Raw genomic sequence first — 16,043 nt, 5'->3', positions numbered from 1 at the left:
GGCTTGCGCAAATGGTGATGCGGGAAATGGCTTGTGAAAGCTATTTTTTCCGGTAAACATACCAGGCCGCGAAGGCGGTGAAAACGCCAATGATCCCCACGATCACCATGAAGCCGTGGGGATGCTCGGCCAGGGGGATGCCGCCCACATTCATCCCCAGCAGGCCGGCAACAATGTTGATGGGCAGCGCCAGTACCGTGACCATCGTCAGGATGAAGACGCTGCGGTTGGTCTCCTCGCTGACCTGCGCGGCAATTTCCTCTTGCAGGAGCTTGATGCGCTCCTTCAGCTCGGACATGTCCCGGATGGTCAATGAGAATTCTTCCGTGGCCTGCCGAAGCTCCTCGAGGTCGTGCTCGCTGACCCATGGCGGCGGCAGCCGCAGCAGGCGGAAAAGCGCACCGGGCTCCGGCGCGAGCAGCCTTTGCAGCCGCACCAGCACCCGCCGCAGCTTGCCCAGGTCAGCCCGGCGGTTGTGCAGCCGGCCGATCAGGAATTTGTCTTCCACCACATCCACCTGGACAGTGGCGTCACGCACGATGCGCACCAGCACATCGCCCTGCTCGCGCAGCAGCTGGTTCAGAAATGACACCGATGACGCCAGCGGCTTGCCGTTCTTGATGGCGTCACGCATGCGGTCGATGGAACGCAGGGGATGGGAGCGCGCGCTCAGCGCCATATGGGGCGCCACGTTCAGCCACAGGCTGGACATCTCAGCCGGGTCAAACGCGAATTCATACGCCACGTCGTTGACGACAGCAATCAGTGTGTCGTGCGCATCTTCTATGCGGGTGGATCTTGAACCCGCATGCAGAGCCTCGAAAAACTCGGGTACCGCGTGCAGATGCTTGCGGATGCTCGCCTCCGCCGCGGCGTCACTCAGGTTGAAGTGCAGCCAGACGAAATCTGATTTTCCCTTGGGGCTTTCGTCCTGCAGCCAGGCGGCCGCCTCCAGGAGATCTACCGGGATGCCGGGCGCGCCGTTTTCAAACCTGTAACCGCAGAGCAGGCCGGTTCTGTCGGCGCCGTAAGTGATGTCCATTCAGAAGTGGCGTGAAGTAGTCGAGAAATGGGGTGAATCGGACACGACAGGCACCGGCAGCCGGTATCCGGCGACCTGCCCCGGGCAGTGGCGGTCATACAGTGTGTTGCCTTTGCATGACGGTTCGGTGACAGCGGCGTGACCGCGTTCTTCAGGCGCCTGGCCGGGCGGTGCATGCCCGCAGCACGCCGGGTTGTCACTGAGCTCCAATGCGCCTCATAATTTCAGGACAGGCTGGCAGCACCTCAGGCCTCGCCTGGTTCCTTCACATCACCGACGGAGACGATATGGCCACCCACGAATTGTTTGCCTACCTTCATGTCAAAAATGCTGCAAAGGCCATGGCGTTTTACATCTCGGTTTTTGGTGCCACGGAAAAATTCCGGCTCACAGAACCCGATGGCCGCATCGGCCATGCCGAACTGGACTTTGACGGCGCCACGCTGATGGTGTCGGAAGAATTCCCGGAGTACGGCACCCGGGCGCCGGATGCCGGCGCGCCGGCCACCGTCACGCTGCATCTGCATGTGGACAACTGCGATGAGGTGATTGCGCGTGCGCTGAAAGCCGGCGCCACGCTGGAAATGGCGGCGCAAGACCAGTTTTATGGTGAGCGCTCGGGCAGCTTTCGCGATCCGGCAGGCTACCGCTGGAGTGTGGGGCACAGCATTGAAACCGTGTCGCCAGAAGAAATGCAGCGCCGCTATACCGCGTTGATGACCACGCCTTCTGCGTGAATTTGCTATGAAAAATATAGCTGCTCGCGCCCGCCAGTAAAGGCTACAGCCCGGATTTATTCACTAGCGCGCTAGAAACCCCGTAGCCTGCCGCGGACCCGGTACAGGTTCAGGCTTCGTCCGTCGGCGATCCCGCAGAATTGCTTTGCCCGAGCACGCGCCGCAAGGTTTCGAGGAGCTCGGTGTTGGAGGTTTTGGCCTTGACCAGCACGGCGGCTGCCCGTGTGGCCTGAAGCCTGTCCACCTCCAGCGCCGAGAAAATCACCACCGGCGGCGGACCGTCCATGGCCTCGACGTCCTTGAGCAAATCCCAGCCGGAGCCGCCCGGCAGGCTGAGGTCCAGCAGGATCAGGTCGAAGCGCTGTTCCTTCAGCCTGTCGCGTGCTTCCTGCACCGTGTCGGCAAAGACGAAGGTCGCAAACCCCTGGGCAATGGTCGCTGCGATGCGCTGGATGTCCGGATCGTCTTCAACATGCAGGATGACGGCGCGGGCTTCGACCGAACCGGCAATGGCGCGCCGCACGCCCAGCACGAGCATGTTCTCGTCGATGGGTTTTTCCAGCCAGTCCGATACGGTCAGGGACTGCTCGTTGAACTGGATCCGCCCCTCGGCCGCCGAGGCCGACACCACCACGATCGGCACGTCGCGTGTATGCAGCTGGGCGCGCAGCGCCCTGATCAGCGCAATGCCGTCCTGGTCGGGCAGCTTCAGGTCTATCGTGACGGCGGCATACCGCCTTTTTGCCAGCTCCGCGACGGCCTGCTTGGCCGTGTACACCATTTCGGTGTCAAAACCGCCCTTGTCGAGCATCATGCTGATCAGGCGGGAGATGTCCGGGTCGTCCTCGCAAATCAGGACACGCGGCCGCTGTTCGACCAGTGCCGAGAAACCGGAAGTACGCTCCGGCGAATCCACCCATTCGGGCAGTTCAAAGAAGAAGGTGGTGCCGACGCCGGCGTCGGTATTAAAACCGATGCTGCCGCCCAGGCGCTCGATGATGGCCCGTGAAATATTGAGGCCCAGACCCGTGCCGCCCTTTTGCCGTGTATCGGAGGAGTCGGCCTGGGAGAATTTCTGGAAGATACGGTTGCGGAATTCCTCCGGAATACCGGGCCCGTGATCCCGTACCTCGACGCGTATGCCCGTCTCGCTGCGTGCCACGTGAATGTCCACCGTGCCGCCTTCGGGGGAGAACTTCATCGCGTTGGACAGCAGGTTGGTCACCACCTGCGTCAGCCGGTCGCTGTCGACCCTGACCTGCAGGTCTTCATCGGGAAATTCGAGCTGCAGATGCACATTCTTCGCCGCGCCGTAGCCTTCGTTGGCGGCCAGCGCCTGCTCCAGCAAAGGCCTGAGTTCGATGGCCTGGAAATCCAGGGTCATCTTGCCGGACTCGATCTTCTCGATGTCCAGGATGTCATTGATCAGCCGGATCAGGCGCTCACAGTTGGTCTTCGCGATGCCCACCAGCGTCTTGACGGCGTCGGGCAGCTGGCCGGCAACACCACCGGAGATCAGGCCCAGCGAGCCCCGGATCGAGGTAAGCGGCGTGCGCAGCTCATGGCTGACGGTCGACACAAACTCACTCTTCATGCGGTCAATGCGCTTGAGTTCGGTAACGTCGTTGGCCAGCGTGTAGAAGCCGATCACCTTGCCTTCGTCGTCGCCGTCGCCGTAGCGCGGGAAATAATTGACCACGTAGTCGCGCATGCCACCGCGGGCGGTTTTTTGCGATCGCTCGTAGACCACCGGGTAGCCCTGCAGCACCTCTTCCACCCGGGGCTTGATCAGGGCGTACATCTCATCGCCCACGATGTCCCGGATGGTCTTGCCTTCGAGCTGCGCTTGCGTCATGCCGAAGACTTCCTCGTAGGCCCGGTTATGAAAGCACAGGCGCTGGTCGGCGTCAGCGTAAGTAATCCAGGCCGGCACGGTGTCGGTGATTTCGCGCAGCTGCGCTTCGCTGGTGCGCAGGGCCTCGGTGACACGACGGATTTCGGTGGTTTCGCGCCCCGTGCCGCGGTAGCCGGTGAATTTTCCGTTGGCGTCGAATTTGGGCACGCCGCTGATGCTGAAGTAGTGCAGCCGACCCTTGGAGTCGCGCCGGGTACTTTCAAGGTCGCGGAAAACCTCGTGCCGGGCTATCGTGGCCTTGTACTCGGCCAACGCACCGGCTTCGATGTTGATGTAGTCGAGCTCCCAGGCAGTCTTGCCATGGGCCGCTTTCGGGATGCCCGAGGTGCTTGGGGCTTCGCCGGGAACCTCGACGAAGCGGAAGTTTTCGTCCTGCTCCCAGAACCAGTCGGAGGCCAGCGAGGTGAGCGCGCGAAAGCGCTCCTCGCTTTCACGCAGAACCTGCTCGGTCTGCTTGCGCTCGGTGATGTCCTGGATTTGCGCGATGAATTGAAGCGGCTTTCTGTCCGCATCGCGCACGAGGGAGCAGCTCATGTAGCCCCAGACAGTGCGGCCGGACTTGTGGATGTAGCGCTTTTCGACGTGGAACGATTCGATTTCACCGGCCAATGCCCTGCGGCGCTGCTCCAGGTCCCAGGCAATGTCGTCGGGATGGGTCAGGTCATGGATGGTGCGCGACAGCATTTCCGCTTCTGAATACCCCAGCATCTGGCAAAAAGCGGTATTGACCTTCAGCCGGCGCGAGTCGATGCCGATCAGCGTCATCCCGATGGCCGCATGTTCAAATGCATTGCTGAATTGCTGGTCACTGACCGTGAAGACATCGTTGTCCGTGCTGATGGGGCCGGCCCCCTTGGGATTTACTTCTCCGGCGTCCTCGAACGCGCTTGCGCCGCCATCCGTCAGCGCGACGCCTGAATCGTCAAACACGTCCCCTTCAGCTGGCATGGCCCCGGCCTGCTCGCCTCCGAGCGTGAAATAAAAGGTACTGCCCTCACCCACCGCCGACTTGGCCCAGATTTTTCCGCCGTGACGGGTAATGATGCGTTTGACCGTGGCCAGCCCGATGCCGCTGCCGGCAAACTCTTCCGGTGAATGCAGCCGCTCAAAAGTGCCGAAGAGCTTGTCGGCATACGCCATGTCGAAGCCGGCGCCGTTGTCCCGCACAAAGTACACCACCTGGTCCTCAGGCCCGGCTTCTTTTCCGACCAGGATTTCGGTGTGCGGTTTTTTCGAGGTGAACTTCCAGGCATTGGCGATCAGGTTCTCCAGCACCTGACGCAGCAAGGCAACGTCCGCCCGGCCCCACAGGTTGGGCTCGACGGTGATCCGCACCCGCCGGTCTGGATCGTTTTCCGTCCATTGCTTGATGATCTTGGCCGCCTCGGTGCTGATATCGACAGACTCCCAGTTCAGGCTGGTCCGCGACAACTGGGCCAGGGACAGCAAACCGTCGGTCAGCTCACCCATGCGGCGCACACTGCTGCGTATGCGGCCCATGAAGTGATGCGCGCGCTCCCCCGACTCAGGTGGAACCGCTTTTTCAAGCAGCGCACAAAATCCGTCGATGGTGCTCAACGGTGTCCGCAAGTCGTGCGCCACGGAGTATGAGAAGGCCTCGATCTCCCGGGTGGCGACTTCCAGCTGGGCGGTCCTGCGCAGCACGCGCTTTTCCAGGTTGACGTTGAGCCGGACGATTTCCTGCTCCGCCTGCCGGCGTTTGCTGATGTCGGTAATGGTGCTGACATACCCCGACGGAGCGCCGTTCCCGTCCACCAGGGGCTGCACGTTGATCAGTGCCCAGAACTCGCTGCCGTCGGGCCTGCGATGGCACACCACACGGTTCAGTTGTGGCTGGCCGGTACGCACGGCGACAACACTGGGCCACTCTTCCCTGGGCATTGGCGTGCCGTCTTCGCGGAATCTTTGCCATTCCGGCTCGACCGAAGTCTGGCCTTTGAGCTGGGCCAGGGCCAGGCCGAGGATGCGCTCTGCACTGGCATTGCAATCAACGATATGCCCTTGGGCGTCCCGCAGGATCACACCTTCGGCCAGCGCACCCACAACCGCCCGGAAGCGGGCCTCGCCGACCCGCAGCGCCATCTCCACTTCCTTGCGCGACGTGATGTCGGCGCCCACACCCCGATAACCCGCAAAGGTTCCTTCGTCGCCAAACACCGGTTCCCCGCTGACGCTGCGGTAAACGACGCTGCCATCTTCCTTGGTCAGCCGGTATTCAAAATTGCGGAACGGCAAATGCGCCTGTAACACCGCCTTGTGCTCGTCCCATGTACCGACAAGCGGCGCAGCATTGGGGAGGTCCCATCGGCATTGCCCCTCTCCAATGACCTGGGTTCCCAGGGAGAAGCGTTGCGGATCATTGGAGACAAAGACGTTGCGGAAATTTGTATCCTGTTCCCAGTACCAGTCGGACGAAAGACCGGTGAGGCTGCGAAAGCGCTCTTCGCTGCGACGCAGTTTGGCCTCGGCCTCAAGCCGCGCGGTGATGTCGGTGCCCACGCCGTGATAGCCGGTGAAGCGGCCGTTGGCATCCACCATGGGCTCCCCGCTGATACACAAGGTCACACGCCTGCCGTCTTTTTCTTCGCGTTCGTATTCAAAGTTGCGGAAGACTTCGTGGCGTTCCAGCAGGGCCCGGTGGTTGGCCCAGAGCTCCTTGTTGACCGGGCTGTGGTCGATCTCCCAGCGTGTCTTGCCAAGATGCTCATTGATCGCGCGCTTCGCTTCGTCCGTGTTGCCACCGGACAACTTGGTGAACCGGAATTTTTCATCCGTCTCCCAATACCAGTCGGACGAAAGGCTGGTCAGGCTGCGGAATTGGCGCTCGCTGCTGCGCAGGCGCGCTTCGTCGGCCAGCTGCTGGGTGATGTCTTCAGCGATGACCAGGACATGCGTCACCGCACCGCTGGAATCCTTCAGCGGGACCTTGCGCATGTGGACATGAATAGCGCCCCTGTGTCTTGTGTAGGTAAGCCGGTCAGGGAACTCCTGCTTCTCGCCTGAAGCAATCAGGCTCAGATCCGCCGCGTACATATTGTGAGCATGGGCCTTTGGCCAGAGATCATGAACCGTGCGGCCCAGCGCTTCTGCGCTGGTGACACCGTACAGCTCTTCTGCGGCCCGGTTCCAGGCCAGGAAGCGGTGGTCCGTGGCGGATTTCAGGTGAAGAGCGACCGGGAGGTTCTCAACGATGTCATCGAGCAGGCGGGCGACCTTGCGTTCTTTTTCTTCAGCACGCCTGCTCGCCGTGACATCGCGTGTGATGCCCCGGTACCCCACGAACTCCTGATGTTTGTTGAACACCGGCACACCGCTGATGGAAAAATAATGCGCGACGCCGTCGTCCAGAACGCGGATGTATTCGAAATCGCGGAAGGGCTTGCGTGCAGCCAGCACGGCGCGGTGGTCTTCCCATGACATGGTGACCGGCAGGGCGCCAGGCAGTTCCCAGCGGCATTTGCCGACGGAACTGTCGAGATCCTCATCTTGTGACTTGTTGCTGTACTCGGCAGTGAAGTCGGTAAAACGATACTCCGCGTCCTGCTCCCAGTACCAGTCCGCCGAGATGGTGGCCAGGCTGCGCAGCCCGCTGATGTCGTCCTTCAGCGCCTGGACCAGGCGCTGCTGTTCCACGATTTCAAGCTTCAGCGCATCATTGGCGGCCGCCAGCGCAAGCGCTTCGGCCTGTATGCGCTGCTGGGACTGCTCTGCCGTCTCGTCGCGTTTCATCGCGGCACCTGACCTGTAACCGTGCCGGGCCGACGCGGCAGGGGCACGGGCGCCCCCATCAGGCCAGGCTCACGGTGGACTGCGGTGAATGCGCTTGGCAAACTGGGGTTCATCCGCCGGTGGTGACTTTCTTTGCAAAGGTGCGCGGCTCCATCAAGACCCGCTTTCCGTAGCTGCCGCCCTGCAAGTGTGTAATGCTGCATTTAATTGCACTATAGGACAACACCCTGATTTCTTTTGGCCGTGCCTTCGATTAGATTGGCCTGGTTTTTGCATACTTAAGACCTCCTATGACGGCAGTTAATAGGTCCTCGGAATTACATGAATTGCCGGTTCGGTATTTGGCAATTATTACCACCACTCCACTCAGGCAGTCTGGGGGTATTCCAGCGCCAGCCCGGCCGCCTGCCAGGCATCAATCCCGCCGTGCAACGGCCTGACATTGCTGAACCCGGCCGCCATCAGGCGCTTGGCCACCAGGGCTGCAGAAGCATCGTTGGGACAAGCGCAATAAACGACCACGGCGACATCGTGCGGGATGTCAAGCGATGCCCGGGTTCGGTCCAGGTCCGACCAGACCAGCGCGCCGGGAATGATGCCGCCGCCGGCGCGCGCCAGTTCCGTGCGCACGTCCAGGATGACGGCAGGCTTGTTCTGCTGTGTGAGCTGCAGCAGCTCCTGCGGTGAAATGCGGGCCATGCGCAGCTGCCGGTAAAAGCGCTGCCGCTGCCACCATTTGTGCGCCAGGAAGAGCGCAAACGCAGCCAGCAGCACCATCAGCCCGATGCGTCCCATCTGCTCGAAAATGGCCAGCACGTCGGCCACCGCGTCATGAAAAATCATGCCGATCCCCACACCGGCACCGGCGTAAAGCGTTGCGCCCAGCGCATCAAAAACCAGAAAGCGGCCGAAGGGAATGCCGGTGCGTCCGGCCAGCGCTGTGGCGAGCGAAGCAAACCCGGGAATGAACTTTGCCAGGATGAGCGACTTGACACCCCAGCGCGTGAAGATGGATTCGGTTTGCCGCACGCAGGAGTCGGGCGACAGCGAAATGCGGCACAGCGTTTTCAGCACACGGCTGCCGTAGCGGTGGCCGGCCCAGTACCAGACGCTGTCCGCGGCCAGGCAAGCCAGCACGGCGGTGAAGATAAGGCCTGCTGCGGAGTATTGGCCGTTAAAGCTCAACGCGCCGGTGAGGATCAGCACCGGATAGGCCGGAATCGGCAAGCCGAGCTGTTCCAGCCCGACATTCAGGAAAACGGCGGCGAGCCCGTAGTGCTCGAGCCACACAATGATCTGTTCCATGGAGTCGCGTTACTTTCTGCGGGGGTCGTTGCGGGCTGCAAAGCCGTTCAGCTCCGCTTTTGTTGCCCATTGATGCAATGTAGACGGCTACAGCGCAGCAGTAAATGGTGGCCCGGTGAATGTTCTTTTTCCATGGGGAGAACAATTCGGGCAATTCGGGTTATTTGGGCTGATTTTGGGAGGCGGCGCCCGGCGCCTGCGCTACCATGAACCCTTCCCCTGTTCATGTGACTCAGAGAGCGACTACCGATTGAAATACCTTGTGGCTGTCCGGGCCCTGTGCGAGTTCACCGCCAAGCATGGCGACCTGGACCTGCGCTTTACGCCATCACCTTCCGCACAGGAAGGCATGGCCGGGCACGCCATGGTGGCGTCGCGCCGTGCAGAGTCTTCAGAGTCCTATCAGGCCGAAGTCAGCCTGGAGGGCGAGTACAAGACCCTGAAGGTGCGCGGCCGTGCCGATGGCTACGACCCTGAACGCAACCAGCTTGAAGAGGTCAAGACTTTCCGGGGCGACCTGCACGCCATGGCCGACAACCGCCGGCACCTGCACTGGGCACAGCTGAAGATTTACGGCTGGCTGCTTTGCGAAGCCAAAAAGCTGCAGGACGTCAACCTGACACTGGTGTACCTTGACGTGGCCAGCACGCAGGAAACACCGCTGACCGAACATTTTTCCGCCGCGTCGCTCAAGGAATACTTTGAAACGCAGTGCGAGCGCTTTCTGGCCTGGGCCAACCAGGAACTGGCACACCGCCAGGCGCGTGATGCTGCGCTGGCCACGCTGGCATTTCCGCACCCTGCATTCAGGCCGGGTCAGCGTGAACTGGCCGAAGCGGTTTACAAGACAGCCCAGGCCGGCACCTGCCTGATGGCACAGGCGCCCACGGGCATCGGCAAAACCATTGGCACGGTGTTTCCGCTGCTCAAGGCTGTGCCGAAAAAGCAACTCGACAAGCTGTTTTTCCTGGCGGCCAAAACGCCGGGCCGCAGGCTGGCGCTCGATGCGCTGGACCGCATCAAAGGCAGCACGGCGGCCCTGCCGCTACGCGTGCTGGAGCTGGTGGCGCGTGACAAGGCGTGTGAACACCCGGACAAGGCCTGCCACGGCGACGCCTGTCCGCTGGCCAAGGGCTTTTACGACCGGCTACCCCAGGCGCGCAGCGCTGCGGTGCAGCATGCCGCCGCACAAGGCCCGCTCGATAAAGCAGCACTGCGTGAACTGGCGCTGGCCCATCATGTGTGCCCTTACTACCTGAGCCAGGAACTGGTCACCTGGGCAGACGTGGTGGTGGGCGACTACAACTATTACTTCGACACCAGCGCGCTGCTGCACGGCCAGGCCGTGGGCAACCAGTGGCGCGTAGGCGTGCTGGTGGACGAAGCGCACAACCTGGTGGAGCGCGCGCGCAAGATGTACTCAGCCACGCTGAGTCAGGCGCAGCTGCAACAGGTGCACGCTACCGCGCCCCGCGCCGTTCGCGGCGCACTGGAGCGGCTCAACCGCAGCCTGCTGGAATTGCAGGAGGCGCAGCAGGCGCGGGGCGAGGCCTACCAGGTCCATCCCGAGCTACCCGTACCTTTTCTGAAAACCCTGGCGCAGGCGCTGACCCAGATCACCGACTTCCTGCTGGCCAACCCGACCCGCATGGACGGCGAACTGCAGGATTTTTATTTCGAGGCACTGCACTTTTCGCGTATGGCTGAAGACTTTGGCGAACACTCGCTGTTTGACGTGACGCTGCAGCAGGAAGCCGGCCGCGACGCGCTGGGCCAGGTACTCGGCCAGCAGCTCGCGGTGCTCAACATCCGCAACGTGGTGCCTGCGCCCTTCCTGGCGCCGCGTTTTGCCGCCGCGCAGTCGACGGCACTCTTCTCCGCCACGCTGAGCCCGCAAAACTACTACGCCGACACGCTGGGCCTGCCGGCCGGCACGGTCTGGACAGAGGTGGAGTCGCCCTTCCTGGCCGAGCAATTGCAGGTCTCGGTGGTAAGCGACGTCTCCACACGCTTTCAACACCGTGACGATTCGCTTTCGCCCATCGTCGACCTGATGGCTCGGCAGTATGAGGGCCGGCCCGGCAATTACCTGACGTTCCTTAGCAGCTATGACTACCTGCAAAAGCTGGTCACGCTGTTCCGGCGGCGCTACCCGCATATTCCCGTGTGGGAACAGACGCGCGGCATGGAAGAAGCCGCGCGCGACGCCTTTTTGGCACGCTTCACGCCAGCCTCGCAAGGCATCGGCTTTGCGGTGCTGGGCGGCTCGTTCGCCGAAGGCATAGACCTGCCGGGCGACCGGCTGATAGGCGCGTTCATCGCCACACTGGGTTTGCCGCAGGTCAATGCAGTGAACGAGCAGATCCGCGAACGCATGGGCATCAACTTCGGCGCGGCCCAGAGCTACGACTACACCTATCTCTATCCCGGCCTGCAGAAAGTCGTGCAGGCGGCCGGACGGGTCATACGCACCACCTCGGACCGCGGCGTGGTCTATCTCATGGACGACCGCTTCACCCGGCCCGAAGTACAAAGCCTGCTGCCGGGCTGGTGGAAGGTGGCGCGGCTACGCGCCAGGCGGCGGGAACCGGCCGCGGCGTTGTCGGAGCCCCACCCACTGAATCACTAAAGCAAAAGCCCGCGTCCGCGGGCTTTTGCCTGCACGGCCATGAAGGCCGCTCACCATGCGGGGCCTAAAACACGCCCAGCAGCATGAGGATAAGAACCACACTAAGGGGGACACCCAGTAACCAGGCAATGAGAGGCATTTGATTCTCCTGAAAGTTGTCAAATTGAAGACAACTTCAATGTAGATTGCGTCCGGGGGCGGCCATGCCAGCCTGAAGGCTTGCTGCAAGTAAGGAATCGCTGACGCGCGTGTAGTTGTGCGGCTCGGCCGCCTGAAGTCCAGCAGGGAAACACCCGGAACTCAAGGAAAATCGGCCTGCAGGTCAATCGGGACGGGCGCAAGAAGCTCCGAAAATGATAGCAACCCTACCACCTCCATCAGCAAGGAATACGGTCCGCCATTTTGGCAGTTGCCACAACTCACAGGCCAGGTGCCAGCAGCATCCACGCGCGCAGAGGCGTCAGCGAAGCTGTTTATAAGGATTTAGCGCTGGCTGAATTGCAGCGCGCCCAGCATGCGCTGCACGGGCTGGGTTTCAGGCAGGACATACACCACGCCATGGCTTTTTCCCAGCACGGGATTCACGACGGTTTCGTAGAAATTGACGGGCACTACGACACATCCCAGCGAAATGCGGTTGTCGTCAGGTGTTTCAGAAGCCAGCCGCTCGGCGCGGCGTTCTGCCGGAGCCGCAGGGCGAAGACGGTGGATTGCCAGCTTGGCCGTGTAGTCGATCCACACAATAGCCTCGCCGTGAAGGTTGTGGCCGGGTTCGGAAACAAACCGGCCTGCCGGCGTGGTGCGTTCGTCTGCGCGCAGGCTGGCAACGTTGCGCTGCTCCATGCCCGGCACCGTGTGGTCGCCGGCTGTCAGGCCGGTCAATGCCGGCGATGCACCGCGCAATTGCCCCGTGGCGTCAAACACAAAAATGCGCCCACCCTTTTTATCGACCACCACAAATGGCAGGCCCTGGTTATCGCGCGCGTTCATGATCCAGCGCAGGGCGTAGCGTGCATCGGCCGATGCCGCGACCAGTGTCATGTCGGCGGAACTGCCGGCGCCCGGCACCGCCATCACGGGTTCCGGGCCGCGTACCAAGGGCGGATCTACGGGAATGGCAGATGCCCACAGAGGGATCGCAGCGAGAAAGGCAAGGGCCGCCGTGCAGACGGTTTTTGCGCGCAGTGCCTTTCCTTTGAACAACATCCTGATCCTGGGTTGAATTCATTGCCATGTGCGGAGCACATGAAAAAGCCGGCCTCGAACCTTTGGGGTAGGAGCCCGGCTGTGGTTGCACCATGTTAGCGATGCAAGCAAATGTTCACAACGGAAAAACCCTGAAATCCTCTGGATTTTTGCTATGCTTTTAATAGCAATAAATCGTTTGCCGTATTGTCATTCATGCTTTTTTTGCATCCAGATTTAGCTACTCAGGAATTTGGTAACAGCGGCCACATGCGGGCATTTTTCGCATTGAAGATGCGAGCGCGCAACAGTACGCAGGGGGTTGTTACAACTCACTCTTCGCGAGAGGTGATCGAAGGAGCGAACAGGCGGGTGTCAGGCGGCGGGGCGAAGCCCCTGTTTTGCGGCAAGCGCATGGGCGGCAGGAAAAACCTCAGCCAGTGGTTTGATTTCCGGCAAAACGTAAATCACGCCATAGCTCGCATTGAACGCGGGCTTGAGTACATCTTCGAAAAATGCCACCGGCATGTTGATGCACCCGTAGGAAATACGGTTGTCCTCGGTACCGGGAGACGCAAGCCTTTCCAGCCGGCGCTCTTTGGGCTCCAGTGTTCGCACGCGGTGCATGGAAACAGCTGCTTCGTAATCCACCCAGACAACATCTTCGCCCAAGGTGTTGCGGCCAGGCTCCCCCATAAACCGGCCCGCCGGTGTGGTGCGTTCGTGGGGCTGCACCTGCGCAATGGGCCGCCCGCCGATACCGGTCACGGAATCATCGCCGACCGCCGCACCGATCAGCACGGGCGTGGCGCTGCGCAACTTGCCGGAGGGTTCGAAAACAAAAACCTTGGTATTTATCTTGTCGAGGATGACAAAGAAAAGCCTGCGGTTGTCCCCCGAGGCAACCACCCAATTGGCAACCTGCCGCGCCTCATCCGACGCAGGCTCTTCACCAAAATCGGCAAAGCGCAAAGACGGCGCCAGCTGCAAGGCGCTGGAAGGGATGGGGTTCAGGGCCGGAGAAGAAACCGGACGGGCATGAAAAAGCGGCAATGTCAGGACAAGCAGTGCCGAGCCCAGCAAGATGCCTTGCTTGATGCCGTCAAGAACGTCTGCGCGGCTGGTGCCGGGCCCATCGCCGGCCGAGGGCGTGGGCGACGCAAACATGTTCATGAAAATACGACGCATGGCCTGCGCTAAAACAATGACGATCCGGCAGCCATGTGAAAACGCTCCGGAAGCCGCGCCTTAAAAGACATGGCAAACCGGAGCGGTGTCACACCAAGGTGCATGACGGTCTGGGTTTAGTTGCGGTCAGCTTGTGCTGGGCGCTCGGTCTGGAAGCCAGCCGTGTTGCTTTCAGTCGTGGTGGCAGGTGCCGCACTGCTAGGGGTGGTGGTGTCCTGGTTTTGCATGGTCTGGCCGGACGACTCTGCAGGCGCAGCTGGTGCCGTTGGGGTTTCGGTCTGGGCGTATGCCAGGCCAATGGTGCTCACAACAGCGGCGGCGGCTACGGCAGAGGCCAGGGATTTGGAAAACTTCATGTCTTGCTCCTTAAGTCATGCCCATCACAGGCAATCAGGGTTGGTAAATGGCTGGCCGTATTGCCAGCTAATTCCAATTTACGAGGGGAGACTGGGACACGGCGTCGGTCCGGTACGGCCTGTCGTGTAGGACAAGCGAGGTCACAAAATGCTACGCACCGAACCAATATAAACACCTGGGCCTGATTCAGAATCGCCCATGCTCCCTGCGCGTTCTGCGCTGAGTGGGGCCGCACTTGCCATGCTGCGGTGCTGCCGTTCCTGCATATCTATCCGGCGGACTATTCGTTGGGATTGTTGCCCTTGAGGCCGTGTTCGGCCTTGATGGCCAGCTGAATTTTCTCAAGCTCATCGATGAGCTGATCCATGCGTGGAAAATCTTTTACCGGCGCCGCCTCCAGGGCCTCAAGCTGTGCGCGGAGCCGCACGTACTCCGCTTGCAGATCGGGTTTCACGCAGGTACCGCACCCGGTTTGATGCCGGTGTCTCTCGCCGCACGGATTTCCGGGCTGCCCGCCGCCGTATTTTTCTTCGCAGAACTGGCAGCACCGAAAAGATCGACCTGCTGAGGCTCATCGCTGCGCGGGCCGTATTGCAGGTCGGGACCGATCAGGCGCTGCAACTCGCCGTAACCGGTGGCCAATGCAGTGTCATATGCGGCAAAACTGATATCGGAGCAGGACACCGATTCAAACACCCGAGGATCCGCGTGGCTCTCCAGGATGCGCCAGCAAAATTCGCCTGGCGCGGGTTCTTCGACTGTCAGGGCAAGGGAACGCAAGGGGACATTGAGTTGCGCATTGACCAGCGTGGATTGGCTCATAAATATCCTAGAAAAAGGCCGTGATGGCCGGGCATGACGTTGTTGCGCAGTTGATAGCGCAGCCGAAAAATATCAAGGGAATGAAAGGTAACTTTCAGCATCGGCGCTTGCTCAGGTGCAAGCACGATGTGAGCGGGAAGAAGACCTGGGTCCGGGTTCATGTCAGCGCTGGGCTTGGGGCTGTGGGTTGATTGATTTTGTTATCGCGTCAAAGCAGCTGCGGGTAATTTGGCGAATGTTGGGCATTGGCTGCACTGCGACAGTTTAAGCAAGAGACTGTGACACCCGGCAGTGATTAGTACCGTGAAAATGTAGGAGAAAGCCGACACCCTCCCTGGCGAGGTGTGTCATGCGAAATGGTTATATTGCAGGCTAGCCAGAAAAATGCACCATGCGCAGCGCGCCTTAACGAAAAGCCAACGAAAAGCCCATGAAAAGCCTCTATAAATATTTCTTTCGTGGCCTCATCACCATCCTGCCGGTGGCACTGACGGTATACCTCCTCTATATCTTCCTGGCATGGATGGAAACTGCCGCCCTGTGGATCCTGCGCCCTCTTATCGGCAGTTTTTACCTGCCCGGCATGGGCTTGGCGTTCGGCATCCTGACCATCCTGGCGATTGGCTTCCTGGTATCCCAGCAAAGTGTGCGCAAAGTGCTGTCTTTTGCGGAATTGCCGTTTACCAATTTGCCGGTGGTCAAAAGCATCTACTCGTCGCTCAAGAGTTTTGCCGACTACTTTTCACCTTCGGGCAAGCAGGGCGAGCAAAGCGTGGTGATACTGCGCATGCCTGGGCACGCGATGGAAATCGTGGGCCTGATCACCCGCCGCAGCTTTGCCGACCTGCCCTCCGGATTCCTTCCGGGTGAGCGTGTCGCGGTTTATTTACCCATGGGCTACATGATCGGTGGCTACACGGTGTTTGTGCCGACGGAGTGGGTGCAGCCTATCGACATGTCGGTGGAAGAAGCCATGCGCTCGTCACTGATTGCGTGGATGGCCCGCCCGCCGGCCGCGGGTAGTGGCAGCGGCAGCCCGGCCGGCTGAGCTTACGCCGGGGCGGCGTAAAGATTTGTTATCTGTGGTTTCCCACATGGACAAATCGCGTGGCG

12 protein-coding genes are annotated in these 16,043 nt (G+C 60.9%); 3 read left to right on the top strand and 9 right to left on the bottom strand.

The features are described 5' to 3' along the window. Positions 1 to 40: 40 nt before the first annotated feature. On the bottom strand, positions 41 to 1,042 hold the full coding sequence (locus tag AC1D13_RS22845) for a transporter (RefSeq protein ID WP_457282132.1): 1,002 nt from the start codon (positions 1,040 to 1,042) through the stop codon (positions 41 to 43). Positions 1,043 to 1,329: 287 nt separating this feature from the next. On the opposite strand from AC1D13_RS22845, the gene AC1D13_RS22840 reads away from it, so the two are divergent. Then, the gene (locus tag AC1D13_RS22840) at positions 1,330 to 1,779 is read left to right on the top strand and encodes a VOC family protein (RefSeq protein WP_457282133.1); all 450 of its coding nucleotides are present in this window, start codon (positions 1,330 to 1,332) and stop codon (positions 1,777 to 1,779) included. A gap of 109 nt (positions 1,780 to 1,888) precedes the next feature. On the opposite strand, the gene AC1D13_RS22835 is transcribed toward AC1D13_RS22840, so the two are convergent. Both AC1D13_RS22835 and AC1D13_RS22830 read right to left on the bottom strand, forming a co-directional pair. Further along, the gene (locus AC1D13_RS22835; RefSeq protein WP_477690335.1) at positions 1,889 to 7,444 is read right to left on the bottom strand and encodes a PAS domain S-box protein; all 5,556 of its coding nucleotides are present in this window, start codon (positions 7,442 to 7,444) and stop codon (positions 1,889 to 1,891) included. A gap of 366 nt (positions 7,445 to 7,810) precedes the next feature. After that, positions 7,811 to 8,749: a DedA family protein/thiosulfate sulfurtransferase GlpE gene (locus tag AC1D13_RS22830; protein WP_457282135.1), complete on the bottom strand. Its 939-nt coding sequence runs from the start codon at positions 8,747 to 8,749 to the stop codon at positions 7,811 to 7,813. 250 nt (positions 8,750 to 8,999) lie between these two features. On the opposite strand from AC1D13_RS22830, the gene AC1D13_RS22825 reads away from it, so the two are divergent. Continuing rightward, positions 9,000 to 11,378, top strand: coding sequence for an ATP-dependent DNA helicase (locus tag AC1D13_RS22825; RefSeq protein ID WP_457282136.1), 2,379 nt, complete (start codon positions 9,000 to 9,002; stop codon positions 11,376 to 11,378). A gap of 483 nt (positions 11,379 to 11,861) precedes the next feature. On the opposite strand, the gene AC1D13_RS22820 is transcribed toward AC1D13_RS22825, so the two are convergent. The 6 genes from AC1D13_RS22820 to AC1D13_RS22795 all read right to left on the bottom strand — a co-directional run bounded on the left by AC1D13_RS22820 (position 11,862) and on the right by AC1D13_RS22795 (position 15,091). After that, complete coding sequence (locus AC1D13_RS22820; protein ID WP_457282137.1) at positions 11,862 to 12,584, bottom strand: hypothetical protein; 723 nt, start codon at positions 12,582 to 12,584, stop codon at positions 11,862 to 11,864. 354 nt (positions 12,585 to 12,938) lie between these two features. Then, the gene (locus tag AC1D13_RS22815) at positions 12,939 to 13,751 is read right to left on the bottom strand and encodes a hypothetical protein (RefSeq protein ID WP_457282138.1); all 813 of its coding nucleotides are present in this window, start codon (positions 13,749 to 13,751) and stop codon (positions 12,939 to 12,941) included. Between the two features lie 116 nt (positions 13,752 to 13,867). Next, positions 13,868 to 14,107: a hypothetical protein gene (locus tag AC1D13_RS22810; RefSeq protein WP_457282139.1), complete on the bottom strand. Its 240-nt coding sequence runs from the start codon at positions 14,105 to 14,107 to the stop codon at positions 13,868 to 13,870. Between the two features lie 281 nt (positions 14,108 to 14,388). Further along, positions 14,389 to 14,562: a hypothetical protein gene (locus tag AC1D13_RS22805; RefSeq protein ID WP_477667666.1), complete on the bottom strand. Its 174-nt coding sequence runs from the start codon at positions 14,560 to 14,562 to the stop codon at positions 14,389 to 14,391. Next, the gene (locus AC1D13_RS22800) at positions 14,559 to 14,930 is read right to left on the bottom strand and encodes a hypothetical protein (RefSeq protein ID WP_457282141.1); all 372 of its coding nucleotides are present in this window, start codon (positions 14,928 to 14,930) and stop codon (positions 14,559 to 14,561) included. The genes AC1D13_RS22805 and AC1D13_RS22800 overlap by 4 nt, the downstream gene beginning before the upstream one ends. Next, complete coding sequence (locus AC1D13_RS22795) at positions 14,927 to 15,091, bottom strand: hypothetical protein (RefSeq protein WP_457282142.1); 165 nt, start codon at positions 15,089 to 15,091, stop codon at positions 14,927 to 14,929. Before AC1D13_RS22795 ends, AC1D13_RS22800 begins: the two co-directional genes overlap by 4 nt. A gap of 269 nt (positions 15,092 to 15,360) precedes the next feature. On the opposite strand from AC1D13_RS22795, the gene AC1D13_RS22790 reads away from it, so the two are divergent. Continuing rightward, a complete protein-coding gene (locus AC1D13_RS22790; protein WP_457282143.1) occupies positions 15,361 to 15,978 on the top strand; it encodes a DUF502 domain-containing protein in 618 nt (205 codons plus the stop codon). Positions 15,979 to 16,043: the final 65 nt, after the last annotated feature.

This window comes from Polaromonas sp. P1_E12 (assembly GCF_056405975.1).
The sequence above is the reverse complement of the archived record's forward strand: the minus strand, read 5'-3'. Positions and strand labels throughout refer to the sequence as shown.

Excerpts from the sequence above, each read along its gene's own strand:
- AC1D13_RS22795 (WP_457282142.1), bottom strand. The coding sequence starts at position 15,091 with ATGAACCCGGACCCAGGTCTTCTTCCCGCTCACATCGTGCTTGCACCT.
- AC1D13_RS22830 (WP_457282135.1), bottom strand. The coding sequence starts at position 8,749 with ATGGAACAGATCATTGTGTGGCTCGAGCACTACGGGCTCGCCGCCGTT.
- AC1D13_RS22840 (WP_457282133.1), top strand. The coding sequence starts at position 1,330 with ATGGCCACCCACGAATTGTTTGCCTACCTTCATGTCAAAAATGCTGCA.
- AC1D13_RS22845 (WP_457282132.1), bottom strand. The coding sequence starts at position 1,042 with ATGGACATCACTTACGGCGCCGACAGAACCGGCCTGCTCTGCGGTTAC.
- AC1D13_RS22815 (WP_457282138.1), bottom strand. The coding sequence starts at position 13,751 with ATGCGTCGTATTTTCATGAACATGTTTGCGTCGCCCACGCCCTCGGCC.
- AC1D13_RS22835 (WP_477690335.1), bottom strand. The coding sequence starts at position 7,444 with ATGAAACGCGACGAGACGGCAGAGCAGTCCCAGCAGCGCATACAGGCC.
- AC1D13_RS22820 (WP_457282137.1), bottom strand. The coding sequence starts at position 12,584 with ATGTTGTTCAAAGGAAAGGCACTGCGCGCAAAAACCGTCTGCACGGCG.
- AC1D13_RS22800 (WP_457282141.1), bottom strand. The coding sequence starts at position 14,930 with ATGAGCCAATCCACGCTGGTCAATGCGCAACTCAATGTCCCCTTGCGT.
- AC1D13_RS22790 (WP_457282143.1), top strand. The coding sequence starts at position 15,361 with ATGAAAAGCCTCTATAAATATTTCTTTCGTGGCCTCATCACCATCCTG.
- AC1D13_RS22810 (WP_457282139.1), bottom strand. The coding sequence starts at position 14,107 with ATGAAGTTTTCCAAATCCCTGGCCTCTGCCGTAGCCGCCGCCGCTGTT.